Raw genomic sequence first — 13,077 nt, 5'->3', positions numbered from 1 at the left:
TCAGATTCACAGATTTCAGATTTACAGATTTACGGATGCAGGCCAGAAAGTTCTAGACCGAAAAGATGATCGAAATTTTGACCGGGATCTTTACAATTAAAATCGGCAATCTAAAATCTTCAATTTAGAAAACAAAAAAAAACAGGCCCAAAGGCCTGCCAAGTTAAATTCCATTCTTGTGTTTACTCGGGTTTAATCGTAATCGGAAGCGTATACAATACGCGCATCGGTTGCCCGTTCTTCACGCCCGGCGTCCATTTTTTGCGCAGGGATTTCAATACGCGCACTGCTTCTTTTTCGAGCGCGTAGCCGGGTTTGTTCTTCACGACGATATCGGTCATCGTGCCGTCTTTTTCGATTACGAACGACACGAAAATTCGGATCGCGGCTTCGTCGTTGGCCTCCGGTTTCTCAAAATTATTCCCGACGTAAGTGTAGAACGCCTGCATTCCGCCCGGGAACATCGGTTGGCGATCGAGGACTGCGGTTCCAACGGGACTGTTGTCAGGTATGTTTTCGGTTCCGGTTGACGTACCTCCGGGAGTTCCGCCGTCAGTCACGCCGCCGGTATCGGTTCCGCTTCCGGGAGTCGCAGCCGGTGTTGCCGGTGGGTTTTCGATAGGATCGGTATTCGCATCGATCGGCGGTGCGACTACGGGATCGGTTCTCCAATCGTCTATCGGTTCAGAGGTCGACGGTGGCGCATCGACTGGTGGTTTTGGTGCGATCGGTTCGATTGGCGGCTTCGGGTAATCAAGGTCGACCACTACGATCGAATCGTTTTCTATTGGCGAAAGCGAGTCGATGCCGGGTTTATTTCCGAACGAACTCAACAAGAATCCACCTCCTGAAACGCCTCCGATGAACAAAAGTGCGTACAACATGGCGAGAATCGTGGTTCGCCTGTTTTCGAGCCGTAACTGGTAAGCGCCGTAGGCTTTGTTTTTCCCTTCGAACACGAGATCAAGCCAACGCTTTTCAAAAATACTGGTTTGTGACATAATTAATTTATTTTAAAATGGTTAGGTAATTATGTTTCATTTTCGAAAACGATTGAGTGTTACTTTGATAACTGATTCGGTGAGCGAAAAATTGTGTTAATGTTAATTTTTTTTGGACGCGCTGCACATTGAATCTTTTTTGGATAAAAAAATAAACTGTTACCTGAACGCATTGTTTGAAAGATGAATAATGGAGGCAAAAAGTTGGGACGGTTTGTCAAAATGAGGTCGGTAGGAAAGCTACCATGAAATCGCCTTCGTTCCAATTTTGGTTACTGACCTACTTTTATTAATTAGCAACCGACAAAAAAAATGCAAAATGAGAATCCGAAACTTTTTTTTCACTGCGTTCGTCTCGGTGATTATCCTTTCATGTACGTTCACGACAAACAGCGAGAAGCCGCCTGTTTTCAACAAAGACACGACAGTCATTGAGAAATAATTCAACGAAATTGTGTCGTGTGAATCAGTCGACATGAAAGGCAAGGAAAGTAAATCAGGTAAAGAAACGATCTCATCGTTGGAATTCAGCGTTATCAACCCGAAAAATCTGCCCGAAGATCCACACACGGTAGGGGAACTCGCAAAATCAGTAGCTTCACTACTAAAAAAATCGTTGAAGGACGCGAACCAATACGATGTGTATCGAATTGTTTTCGTTTCGAGCGATGGGAATGATATCGTCGAGAAGGCGAAGACTTTGGTTCACGAATTCAGCGCTTAAGACTTGTAAAGTCGAGCCGACGAGATAGCGTACGTTTTTTGCTTGCGCAACGATTTAAATTATTTTTTTTCTTTCTCGAGTTGCTTGGCGAGAGCGACGTCGGCCTTTGTGGGACTGTGCAACAATGCGCGGATCACGACGTCCCGCAGGTTCTCGACTTCGGCATATTTTTTCAAGAACGGACTCAAATTTCCCATGTGTTGCATGGCCATTGCGGCAATTACCCAGCCTTTGTAATCGCCTTCCCAAGTGTTTAGGAATTCCATGAGTTTCGCCTGTAATTCTTTATCTGTCCCGAAAGTCGACAGGCATTGGATCGCGATTATCTGCTCGCTTCTTACCGGCGAATCGACAAATTTCCAGCATGTTTTCTTGACCGCGTCCTGATCGCATCGCGCGTACATATTTATCAAAACGTCGCCAGGCAATCCTTCAGGCGGGGCCGAAAGCAGCCGGAAAATATCGTCGGAAGCCGATGCACAATCGTTTTCCAGGACGGCGATCGCGCTCCAGGTTTTTAATAGGGAGTTCTCGTCCGATTTCAGTCGGTTCCTGAGTTCGACATTGAACGCCGGATCTTTCGCCGAACCGATCAAACGATAGGCGAGTACGCGTTTATTGGGGTTTTCCGAATCGAACAGGCGTCGGATATTGTCGGAATAAGATGGGCAATACGGCAGCGTTTTCAAACTGTCGGCCTGCAATTCAAAAAGCAAGGTGTTGATCCGGTAGAAATCCTTTTCGCCGAACGAGGCAGTTGTCGAAACGTATGCCAGTTCTGTTTCCAATGTTGGCGGGATTTTACATTCCTGCCCGATCAGATTGTTCTGAAAAGCCAAAATTGAAATAAAGAAAGAAAATCGCGTCATGGTTTCTGGTTTACCGTGTGCAAATTACGATAATCCGCATCTGATAAAAATTTTGGACACCGCATTTACGTTTCATTTTTCGCGCGAGCCCATGTTGAGCCAAAAAAGTGTCGACAACACCAACAAAATCACCGCGCATGAAAAATGACTTGACGCCGGAATATTGTGCGACGAAGCGCCGAGCATCAACCAAAAAAATCCCACGGCGAGAATTGCGATTCCTAAGATTATTGAAATGAATGATTTCACGGATTATATTATTATTTATTGGCCCGGCGACGAGCAGGAGTTTTGGCGGCTTTGACGATCTGCCAAAGCAAAAATGTGAATATTATTGTTAGAGCAAAATACCGTAAAACCAGTTGTTGGGTCGATTCGCAAGGCGGGCAAAAATCATCGGGTAAGCACGGTTCGCATTTCGGTTGGAGGAATTTATAACTAAAAATGATAAGCAACTCGACCGTCGCAATCGCGATGAATGATTTCAGTCTGTGCCAAATCCGATTCACGATAGCCAAAAGCGTAATTAAAACCAGCAAAATCGCCGCACACGACACATGGCTCGAAAGCGGAACGTTATGGGACGAGGCGCCCAACAGCAACCACATAAATGCAATTCCGATAACTAAAACGCCCAAAATTATTGAAATGAATATCTTCATCGATTGCTTTTCGCACGTTTAACTCGTATGCTGGCTCACGCGAACCACTTTTCCATTGTCGAATTCGATCACCAAAAATGTCATTGTCAAAAGCCAGGATCGACGGTTTCAATCCTAGGTCGTATTCCCATTCGTTTGAAGCAATCGGGTTGTCTTCTTCGCCCAAAATAAAAATGACTTGCTGCTTTGTTTTCCCGACCAATAATTTGCTGTCGATAAGGTTTTCCGACAATTCATACCGATGTCGGTCGTCATTTTTCCACCGCATCCTATCGAAATCCCGCGTCGGATGATAACTCACGCACCAAACGACAAACCAAATCGTTCCGATAATCGCCAACGGAGTCGCGCAAATCGTCGTGATCCAAACCGCAATTTTTCGTTTTCGCAAATCCACAATCGATTTCCCGATAAGCAATCTCACCAAAAAATACGTCGGAACCGCGAAAACAGCAACTATCAAAACGAACATCCAATCCATCGATCTAAATCTAATTGCAGCAAATAAATGGTGTCAGCCAACCAAAACCCAAATCAAAACCCAAACTTCCTTTCACCGAAATCGAATCCAAAGCGCACCGTGTCCCAAGCGCAACGTGTCCAAAGCGCAACGTGTCCAAAGCGCAGCGTCTCATTTCACCCAAAACGCAAATCAAACCCCAAATTTCTTCCACCGAAATCGAATCCCAAGCGCAGCGTGTCCCAAGCGAAGCGTGTCTAAAGCGCAGCGTGTCCCAACCGCAGTGTGTCCAAAAAACGCCTACCTCCGATTCTCAATAACCTCCGCCAACAACTTCTTCGCCCGCAACAACTTCACCTTCACGTTCGTCAAAGGTTCTTTGAGCTCGTCGGCGATTTCCTGATACGACAATTCCTGAAAGTATCGCAGTTGGATCACTTCCTGATAATGCGGCTTGAGCTGTTTGATGCATTGCAACAGGCTCGATAAATTTTGTTCGGTGATGAGTTTGTCCTCGGGCGACGGAGCGGTGTCGGCGACATCGTAGGCGAGTTCGTCATCTTCGTCGGTAATGTCCAGAAAAAGTGCTTTCCGGCGTTTGCGCAACATATCGATGTGCACGTTTTTCGCGATCGCGATGAGCCAGGTGTTGAATTGGAATTCGGGATTGTAGGCCGCGATCTTGTCGAACGCTTTCCCGAAGGTTTCTATCGTGATATCTTCGGCGTCGGTCTCATTCTCGGTGCGTTTGAGCATGAATCCGTACACCTCGTTCCAGTAATGGTCAAGCAAATACGTAAAGGCCGTCTGGTCTCCGGTTTTGGCCTTTTCTATGTATTCGCTTATTTCCAATGCACGGGTTTTGAGAAAACGTTGGTTATAAAGATATTCAATTGCGTGAAGATAAGCGCGATCTCGATGATCGGAAACCAATACATCGTGTCCTTTTCACGCAGTTTCCCCGCGGCCAATCCAAGCGTTATCCAAGTGAACAAATAACGGAATCCGATGATCGCGAGCACGTAAATCCACATGAACTGAAACGCCAAAAGTACAGTCGGAAGTACAAAGAACAGCACCTGGACCAAATAAAAAAGACCCAATTGCGTCCTGTCAAACGATTTGTAGTGCTTGGCCGTCGAAACATGTCGGCGTTTTTGGGAGAACCAGTCCTTGTAGGTCTTTTTTGGTTCCGAATACGTGAAACTCTCGGGCGAATAACAAATCGTCGTATTCGTATCCGTAGCGGCCTGGTTGATGAAAAGGTCATCGTCGCCCGAACGGATTTTCATGTGGTCGATGAAACCGTTCACATTAAAGAATTCCTCTTTCTTGTATGCGAGATTCCGTCCGACGCCCATATACGGATGCCCGGCCTTCGCCCATGAAAAATATTGCACGACGGTCAAAACCGTTTCGAATCGGATGAGTTTATTGAGGAAGGAATTCGGGATCTTGTCATACGCGCCGTAACCCAGAACGATGGTTTTGTCGGCCGAAAAACGAGACGTCATTTCCTTGATCCATTGGTCGGAAGCCGGTTTGCAATCGGCGTCGGTGAACAGCAGATATTCCTTCGTCGCGGCCTTGATGCCAAGTGTGAGCGCGAATTTCTTGTTGCCCCAAAATGCTTCGATGTTTTCGACTTTGACCAATCGGACGTTCGAATATTGCCTCTCGAATTCCTCGAAAACATCAAGCGTATGGTCGCTCGACGCGTCGTCGATCAATACGATCTCAAAATCGGGATAATCCTGCCGGGCGAGCAAAGGCACGAATTCGCGCACGTTTTCCTCTTCGTTTTTGGCGCAGACGATAACTGAAACCGGAATGCGTTTTGGGTTACTTTTTTGGGGTTTCGAAAACGCGAATTTCCCAAAAATCACGACGTAATAAAGGAATTGCACGAAAACGATGAACGCAAAAAGACAGAAAGTAATGAAGAGCATAGGCGGCGTTTTGACGTGCAAATTTAGGTTAAAAAGTGCAGAGTGCAAAGTGCAAAGAGCAGTTGCGAAGCAGAGAATTTAACTGCCCGAATTATCGCCGATGGCTGAAAAATGAACTGAAAAAGATGATTTTTTTTGGAGCGATTTGTTTTTGGAGCCTAATCCCGCTGTGCGCTGTAGCCCTTGTCCGCAAATCGTTTTTTACACTTGTTCGGCGAGCTTCCTTCGGTCGCTGCCAAACGGCGGTAAAAAATCGCTTCGCAAACGTCGGGGCTGCCGCTTCCATCGGGGCTAGGATTCGCGTTTCGTATGTCGATTTTAGGGTCGGAACACGAATTTTGACGATAGGAAGAAGTCGAATACGTCAACCGTTCGGAGTTTCGTCCATTTTTATTTTGCGGTCAATTCCAAATCACCAATTATTTCAAGCACGAACTCGCGGTTGTATTTTGGATCATAGTCGTAATAATAGGTTCCGTGCTCGGCGCTTTCAAGTTTGAGTTTAAATTTCGTAGTGCCGTATTTTTCATACGGAGCAACTTCCACGACTTTAAATGTTTTTCCGACGACCGCCGAATGTGCAAATGTTTTTCCTGTTGCGTTCGTTTGAGCTTTGTCTGCGCCTTTATTGCTAAATTTTTGAAGCGTCGGCGATAAAGACGTAAGCCTTACTTCTTTGTTCAACAACAATTCAGGATTTTGTGACTGAAATTGTGCTTGACAAAAATATGACGTCAACGTAAGCACAAACAAGAATGTAAATTTTTTCATAATGATGGTTTTTACAGTTTTTTAAACAATTTCCGATTGCATTTCTGCTGGTACGAATAACCCAAATGTAATCAATATCCCGACGACTTCGTTGATTTATAATCGGTAAGCAACCAAACCAGCAAAACCGCCAATCCGAACGCCGAATAAAAATACTTGGGTAAATCGCCCTCGATGCCGCCCAAATAATACGCGACGCCGAACAGCGCAAATGCGACCACGAGTTCGATCAGTCCATGAACCCGAAACGGAATCACCTTCCAAAATCCAAGCTCGAAATTCGTAAACAACGTCAATGCCAAATGGATTCCACCAAGTACGTACGTGAACAAAGCCGTTTTTTCAGGCGAACCAAAAAAGTAAGGGGAAATAAACAAGAACGCGACAACCGCGTAATCAACTGAACCATGCAACCTGGAATCGAATATTTTCATGACGTGGGATTTTGAATCGTATTCAAGATACGACAATTTCGCTCATTTTCGTCTTAATAATCCAGATTAGTGAAACTTCAGCACCTCAGAAACAAACAATCACCCACGGCAGACACGAACCCAATTAAACAAACACACAGCCACGGCAGACACGAACTCAAATCAACAAATCAACAAATCAACATCAAACAAACAATCGCCCACGGCAGACACGAACTCAAATCAACAAATCAACAAATCAACAAATCAACAAATCAACAATCAATCAAATCAACAATGAATCAATCAAACAACATTAACCTCCGCCTCAATCCAAATCCCAAACTTCTCCAAAACCGCATCCTGAACCATTTTCGAAACGGCCAAGATCTCGGCGCCCGTCGCGTTTCCGTAATTCACCAGGACCAAAGCCTGATTCTTATGAACGCCCGCATCGCCGAAACGTTTCCCTTTGAATCCGGCTTGTTCGATAAGCCAGCCCGCAGGAACTTTCACTTCGGTTTCGGATACTACATAATGCGGCATTTCCGGAAATTCGGCATGCGCCTTTTCGTAAAGCGATCTCGGCACGACGGGATTTTTAAAGAAACTGCCGCTGTTGCCGAGTTCGTTCGGGTCGGGCAGTTTGCTTTTCCGGATCGCGATCACGGCGTCGCTTACGTCTTTGATCGTCGGTTTTTCGATGTTTCGGTCGGCGAGATTCTTGATGATGTCGCCATAACCCGTATTGATTTTATGGTGTTTTTTCGTGAGTCGGAACACGACCGACGTGATGATGTATTTGTCTTTCTCAATATTCTTGAACACGCTTTCACGATACCCGAACTCACATTCGTCCTTCGTAAACGTGCGCATTTGCTGGGTTTCGATATTCATCGCGTCGCAACTCACGAACGTGTCCTTTATTTCGGCTCCATAAGCTCCGATGTTTTGGATCGGTGTCGTGCCCACGTTTCCGGGAATCAGCGACATGTTTTCGAGCCCGCCGAAATCCTGTGAGATCGCCCAAAGCACGAATTCATGCCAGCTCTCGCCCGCCTGGGATTCCACGAGAACATGATGTTCGTCTTCGCTGAGCACTTTTTTTCCTTTCAAATCGACGTGAATTACAAGCGCGTCAATGTCTTTCGTGAGCAACATATTACTGCCGCCGCCCAAAATGAATTTGTTCTCGAGCCGATGCGTTTCCAAAACATGCTTCAATTCCTCAAGCGAATGCACGGCCACGAATTGTCGGGCTTTGGCGTCGATGCCGAACGTGTTGAATTTTTTAAGCGAAAAATCGGGGATAAGCTGCATTATTCTGAAGTGGTTAAGGCGCGGTTCAGGAAATCGTTGACGGGTTTGATCAGTGCGAGTTTCGCCGACATTTTTTGCACGAAATTTTTGTTGGTCAATTCTTTATCGTCGATGCATTTGGTTACGATGAACGATTTTAATTTCAAATGATGTATCGCTTCGTGGTCTTTTTCAAAACCTTTCGGGGCTGTTTTCAGTGAATCTTCGGTATCGAAACCGTCGAACTCCGATTTGAAATTTTTATCGGCGAAAATTACATCCAAATCGTCGTGGAAGAATTCGATTTCCTTTCGGATCTTCTTTAAATCCGCGGCTTCGGGTTGCCATTTTCCACCCGCGATGAAACTCTTTCCGGGTTCGATGTGAATGTAATATCCTGCGAGGTTCGTGTTTTTCTGGCCCGGCGACATCCAAATTCCCATGTGCGATTTGTAGGGCGATTTGTCCTTGCTGAACCTGATGTCGCGATTGATGCGGAACTTGCAATCTTTCACTGCGAGCGATTCGAGTTTTTCATCGTAGGTCGACATGACTTTTATGAAATCCGACACCAACGCGTGATAATTTTCCTTGTATGTTTCGTACCGTTTCTTGTTGGCCAAAAACCAGTCGCGGTTGTTGTTTTTGCGCAAATCGTCCAGGAATTGCAGGCTTTCCTTTGCAATCATTTGATCTGGGTTTTAAGGTCTTGTTCGCTGATGAAGCCCGAATGCGTCCAGGTTTGCTTGCCGTCGACGTAAAGAAGAAGCGTCGGGAGCGCATCGATTTTCATTTCCTTCATGAGCGTCTTGTGTTCGTCGGCGTTGAGTTTTACGATTTTTATGTCTTTGTCTTCATCGGCCATTTTAGCCAAGTAAGGCGCCATTTTCTTGCACGGCTCGCACCACGGCGCGTAGAAATCGATCAATACTTTTTTGTCCGATTTGATCAGATCGCCATATTCCTGCGAACACATCCCGATGATTTTCTCGGATTCCTTTTCGCCCGATAATCCGGCCGCGTTCCATTTCACGATGCCGCCGTCGAGGTCGTAAATCTGCGTGAATCCCAAGTCGTGGAGTTTTCCTGCGGCGCGGTGCGAACGGCTTCCGGCCATGCAATACACGAAAACGGGTTTATTCTTGTCGAGTGATGCGACTTTCTTGTCGAACGCTTCTTTTTCATACCAATCGATGTTTGTCGCATTGTCGAGATGGCCGCCCTGGAATTCGTCGGGCGTGCGAACATCCAAAATTTGGGCATTCGGATTGTTCTTGATCTGTTGTGCGAAATCAGCGGGAGCAACGGTTTTGACTGCTGTAGGGGTCTGTCCTTGGCACGAAGCGAAAAGGAATGACCAAGCAAACAGCGCGAGGATTTGTGTTCTCATTTTCAATGTAAAAAGTAGCGCTAAAGTACGGCTTTTTATAGAAATGAAAATGTCGGGTAGGGAGAATGTGTTCGTAGTTGTTCCATTACAAAACCTGACTTTATGAGATACCTGTTTTGCCTATTTATGAGTTTTGCGCTGTATTCGTGCGCTCAGGATGATTCCGAAACGCCTTTTCAAAATACGGCCGATGAGGTTTTTTCGTTTGAAGTCGATTCCATAAATCTCGACATGATTGCGGCTCCTGACGGCAATTCGCTTTACGTCACTTATTCGGCCGACAACGGTTTAAATGAAAATCTCACGAGGTTCAATCTTCAATCGGGAAGCCAAACGACAGTTGTTCATCCCGATTTGTCCGAAGGCCGAAAACTCGTGATCCTGGGAGATTACGTATATTCGGTCGGCAATGTAATGTACCGCGCCAGCCTCGATTTAGCGCAAGTCGAAGTTTTCGGGCCCGGCATCGGCTCCATCGGTGCGAATAGCCCGGTAAGTGACGGAACGAATATTTTTTATGTATTCGGCTATGAATCATGGGCGACGTTTGACCTGACGACAGGCGAGCCGGATTTGCAAAATGACAACTGGAATTTGTGGAGAACTGGCTCGGCCTCGTGTTTTAGGCAGGAAAAAATTTACTTGTTCGGAGGTCACTCGGGCAACGCTAACGATGGTTTTGAAATATTCGATTCCATTTTTATATACGACACAAACGATAATTCCTGGAGCCAAAATACGTTACCATTCGCTGCATTCGAAACATTTTCCGCAAGTTACGGCGGACAGATTTTATTGGCCGGAAATAAATTTTCAGATGGAAGCGGCGCGTTCATCGGAATTTACGACACGCAATCGGCAACCTTTGTCGACACGCCAATTTCTTTGGATTTGCAAAATATTTCGATCAGGAGCATCGCTGCAATCGGCGATGATTTTTACGTCGCTTACGTCGAACTTGAAAACATCGGGGATGCGACGATGACGGTCAAAGTCGTGAAACTACAATTGCCTTGACTAGAGTGTGAACATTTTATAACTCTGGTGGGTTTGCTTCACGATTTCCTCAGTGCGTTGCGGATGCGTGTCCGATATGAACAATTGCCCGAACGCGTCGTTATTGACCATCTCTACGATCTTGGCCACGCGCGTCTCGTCGAGTTTGTCGAAAATATCATCGAATAACAGTATAGGTTTTTCGCCCGATTGCTTTCGGACGAATTCGAACTGCGCCAATTTCAATGCGATCAAAAACGACTTTTGCTGGCCTTGTGATCCGAATTTCTTGATCGGATGGCTGTCGATCTCAAACGACAGATCGTCTTTATGGATGCCGACCGACGTGTATTGCAACGCCCGATCGCGCTGAATGTGGTCGTTCAATAACGCGATCATGCCGTTTTGAGCGAGATGGCTGTGGTAGACGATCTGGACATTCTCGGCCGAATCGGTGATCGTTTGGTGATACTGGTTGAAGATCGGCACGAATTCATCGACAAAATCGCGGCGTTTCTCAAAGATCGGCTGGGCAAGCACGTCAAGTTGTTCGTCGTAGATCACGAGCGTATCGGGTTCGAACGTTCGGTTTGCGGCGAAATACTTTAGAAGCGCATTTCGTTGTGTAAGGATTTTCTGATATTGAATCAATTGTTGCAAATAGGTCGAATCGAGCTGTGAAATCACGCTGTCGATAAAACTTCTCCGGACTTCGCTGCCTTCCACGATCAAATCACGATCGGTAGGCGAGATGATGACCAGCGGTATGAATCCAATGTGATCCGAGAATTTCTCGTACACTTTCCCGTTGCGTTTCAGGATTTTCTTCTGGCCTTTCTTGAGGCTGCACACGATGGTTTCACTGCGTCCGGCCTTCTCGAACTCACCGTCGATCACGAAAAATTCCTCTCCGTGACGGATGTTCTGCATCGCCATCGGGTTGAAATAACTGCGTCCGTAGGCCAGGTGATAGACCGCGTCGAGCACGTTGGTTTTCCCGACTCCGTTTCGCCCGACGAAGCAATTGACCTTGCTGTCGAACTCAAAATGGGCGTCGTCGAAATTCTTGTAATTGAGCAGTGAAATCTTCTTGAGGTACATCGGCAAAAGCGGCGGGAACGCGGCAAATTAAAGAGGCTGCAAATTATTGAAAAAATACAAAGATTTCTCTTTTGGTTCTGAATAAAAATTTTATTTTTGCCCCGCATTAATTTACAGCTAAATGGCAACATATAATAAGAGAGGTTTTAAGGCTCCAAAAGAGAAAGAAGAAAAAGATCCGACGCTTGACGGCGCGTATATCGATGACGTAAACGTGGACGAAAAGGACAGTACGACTGCCGGCGTCTTCAACACGCTCGATGAAACGGCCAACAAAACCGAGGCTTGGGTTGAGAAAAACCAAAAAGCCATCTTTGGTGTAGTCGGTGCGATCGCTCTTGTAGTCGTGGGTTACGTTTGTTACCACAAATTCATCGCAGGGCCAAAAGAAGACACGGCTGCCGAGGCGATGTTCGTAGCGCAGCAAAACTTCCAGAAAGCGGTTGACGGCATCAAGCCTGATTCGCTTTTCGTGTTGGCGTTAAACGGATCTGAAGGTCAATACGGTTTCAAGGAAATCGCCGACAAATATTCAGGAACCGATGCCGGAAACCTTGCGAACTACTACGCCGGAATCTCGTATTTGAACACAGGAAAATACTCTGAAGCCATCGCGTCACTTGAGAAGTTCAAGTCAAAAGACGTCGTGCTTTCAACATTGGCGATCGGTGCGACCGGCGACGCGTTCTCGCAAAAGAACCAGCCGAAAGAAGCGCTTGAATATTACGTAAAAGCATCTGAAAGCAACAAAAACGAATTCACGACCCCGATGTATTTGATGAAAGCCGGTAAAACTGCTTTGGCAATGGGCAAGAAAGAAGACGCTTTGAAATATTTCCAGGACATCAAAGACAATTACGATGCATCTCCTGAGGCTTCTCAAGTAGACGCGCTCATCGGATTGGCCCAATAATATGGCGACAGCGAACAAGAATTTATCAAATTACGATAAGAACCAACTCCCGGATGCGAAAGACTTCACATTCGGGATTGTTGTTTCAGAGTGGAACGAGAAAGTAACCGAAGGCCTTTTCAATGGTGCCGAAACGACCTTGCTCGACCTGGGCGTAAAACCTGAGAACATCACGCGCTGGAACGTTCCCGGCAGCTTCGAACTCATTTACGGAGCCGCGCGCATGCAGCAAAAACTCGCGGTCGATGCGATCATCACGATCGGTTGTGTCATAAAAGGCGAGACCATGCACTTCGAATTCGTGTGCGAAGGTGTGACCCAAGGCATCAAAGACCTGAACGTCAAAGCTGAAATTCCGGTAATTTTCTGTGTCTTGACCGACAATAACGAACAGCAATCTCTCGAACGCTCGGGCGGCGCTCACGGCAACAAAGGAACCGAGGCGGCAGTTACGGCGATTCGTATGGCTGATTTGCGCCGACGTACTTCGGGGCAGAATTCTAAGATGGGATTTAAGTAGGTTAGTAAC

Annotated in this window: 17 protein-coding genes; 5 read left to right on the top strand and 12 right to left on the bottom strand. The window is 46.3% G+C overall.

All coding sequences use genetic code 11. The annotated features are described in order from the left end of the window. Positions 1 to 182: 182 nt before the first annotated feature. Positions 183 to 1,001 carry an energy transducer TonB gene (locus EOO50_RS07475; RefSeq protein WP_290838985.1) on the bottom strand — a complete coding sequence of 273 codons (819 nt, stop codon included), beginning with the start codon at positions 999 to 1,001 and terminating at the stop codon, positions 183 to 185. A gap of 319 nt (positions 1,002 to 1,320) precedes the next feature. Between EOO50_RS07475 and EOO50_RS07470 the strand changes: the two genes are divergently transcribed. Further along, complete coding sequence (locus tag EOO50_RS07470; RefSeq protein ID WP_290838984.1) at positions 1,321 to 1,443, top strand: hypothetical protein; 123 nt, start codon at positions 1,321 to 1,323, stop codon at positions 1,441 to 1,443. Between the two features lie 33 nt (positions 1,444 to 1,476). Then, positions 1,477 to 1,725 carry a hypothetical protein gene (locus EOO50_RS07465; protein WP_290838983.1) on the top strand — a complete coding sequence of 83 codons (249 nt, stop codon included), beginning with the start codon at positions 1,477 to 1,479 and terminating at the stop codon, positions 1,723 to 1,725. A 59-nt stretch (positions 1,726 to 1,784) separates the two neighbouring features. Here the strand turns inward: EOO50_RS07465 and EOO50_RS07460 are convergent, their stop codons facing one another. The 10 genes from EOO50_RS07460 to EOO50_RS07415 form a co-directional block, all read right to left on the bottom strand. Continuing rightward, the gene (locus EOO50_RS07460) at positions 1,785 to 2,594 is read right to left on the bottom strand and encodes a hypothetical protein (RefSeq protein ID WP_290838981.1); all 810 of its coding nucleotides are present in this window, start codon (positions 2,592 to 2,594) and stop codon (positions 1,785 to 1,787) included. A 72-nt stretch (positions 2,595 to 2,666) separates the two neighbouring features. After that, the gene (locus EOO50_RS07455) at positions 2,667 to 2,843 is read right to left on the bottom strand and encodes a hypothetical protein (protein WP_290838980.1); all 177 of its coding nucleotides are present in this window, start codon (positions 2,841 to 2,843) and stop codon (positions 2,667 to 2,669) included. 327 nt (positions 2,844 to 3,170) lie between these two features. After that, positions 3,171 to 3,737 (bottom strand): hypothetical protein, encoded by a 567-nt coding sequence (locus EOO50_RS07450; RefSeq protein ID WP_290838979.1) that lies wholly within the window; start codon positions 3,735 to 3,737, stop codon positions 3,171 to 3,173. Positions 3,738 to 4,016: 279 nt separating this feature from the next. After that, complete coding sequence (locus tag EOO50_RS07445; protein ID WP_290838977.1) at positions 4,017 to 4,568, bottom strand: sigma-70 family RNA polymerase sigma factor; 552 nt, start codon at positions 4,566 to 4,568, stop codon at positions 4,017 to 4,019. Continuing rightward, positions 4,559 to 5,665 (bottom strand): glycosyltransferase, encoded by a 1,107-nt coding sequence (locus tag EOO50_RS07440; RefSeq protein ID WP_290838976.1) that lies wholly within the window; start codon positions 5,663 to 5,665, stop codon positions 4,559 to 4,561. The genes EOO50_RS07445 and EOO50_RS07440 overlap by 10 nt, the downstream gene beginning before the upstream one ends. Before the next feature lie 390 nt (positions 5,666 to 6,055). Continuing rightward, positions 6,056 to 6,436, bottom strand: a complete 381-nt coding sequence (locus tag EOO50_RS07435; RefSeq protein ID WP_290838974.1) for a hypothetical protein — start codon at positions 6,434 to 6,436, stop codon at positions 6,056 to 6,058. Between the two features lie 71 nt (positions 6,437 to 6,507). After that, positions 6,508 to 6,870: a hypothetical protein gene (locus tag EOO50_RS07430; protein WP_290838973.1), complete on the bottom strand. Its 363-nt coding sequence runs from the start codon at positions 6,868 to 6,870 to the stop codon at positions 6,508 to 6,510. 285 nt (positions 6,871 to 7,155) lie between these two features. Continuing rightward, a complete protein-coding gene (gene murB, locus EOO50_RS07425; protein WP_290838972.1) occupies positions 7,156 to 8,169 on the bottom strand; it encodes a UDP-N-acetylmuramate dehydrogenase in 1,014 nt (337 codons plus the stop codon). Further along, positions 8,169 to 8,837, bottom strand: coding sequence for a DUF2461 domain-containing protein (locus EOO50_RS07420; RefSeq protein WP_290838971.1), 669 nt, complete (start codon positions 8,835 to 8,837; stop codon positions 8,169 to 8,171). The genes murB and EOO50_RS07420 overlap by 1 nt, the downstream gene beginning before the upstream one ends. After that, entirely contained in the window at positions 8,834 to 9,538 is a 705-nt protein-coding gene (locus EOO50_RS07415; protein WP_290838970.1) for a thioredoxin domain-containing protein, read from the bottom strand. Before EOO50_RS07415 ends, EOO50_RS07420 begins: the two co-directional genes overlap by 4 nt. 102 nt (positions 9,539 to 9,640) lie before the next feature. Here EOO50_RS07415 and EOO50_RS07410 point away from each other — a divergent pair, with 102 nt between their 5' ends. Beyond that, on the top strand, positions 9,641 to 10,555 hold the full coding sequence (locus EOO50_RS07410) for a kelch repeat-containing protein (RefSeq protein ID WP_290838968.1): 915 nt from the start codon (positions 9,641 to 9,643) through the stop codon (positions 10,553 to 10,555). On the opposite strand, the gene recF is transcribed toward EOO50_RS07410, so the two are convergent. Next, entirely contained in the window at positions 10,556 to 11,635 is a 1,080-nt protein-coding gene (gene recF, locus EOO50_RS07405; protein WP_290838967.1) for a DNA replication and repair protein RecF, read from the bottom strand. It abuts the gene before it with no gap. A gap of 121 nt (positions 11,636 to 11,756) precedes the next feature. On the opposite strand from recF, the gene EOO50_RS07400 reads away from it, so the two are divergent. Both EOO50_RS07400 and ribH read left to right on the top strand, forming a co-directional pair. Beyond that, the gene (locus EOO50_RS07400) at positions 11,757 to 12,548 is read left to right on the top strand and encodes a tetratricopeptide repeat protein (RefSeq protein ID WP_290838966.1); all 792 of its coding nucleotides are present in this window, start codon (positions 11,757 to 11,759) and stop codon (positions 12,546 to 12,548) included. A 1-nt stretch (position 12,549) separates the two neighbouring features. Beyond that, on the top strand, positions 12,550 to 13,068 hold the full coding sequence (ribH, locus tag EOO50_RS07395; protein WP_290838965.1) for a 6,7-dimethyl-8-ribityllumazine synthase: 519 nt from the start codon (positions 12,550 to 12,552) through the stop codon (positions 13,066 to 13,068). The last annotated feature ends 9 nt before the right edge of the window (positions 13,069 to 13,077 follow it).

Source organism: Flavobacterium sp. (genome assembly GCF_004211145.1).
Classification (GTDB): domain Bacteria; phylum Bacteroidota; class Bacteroidia; order Flavobacteriales; family Flavobacteriaceae; genus Flavobacterium.
This window is presented reverse-complemented; position numbering and strand designations above follow the sequence as displayed.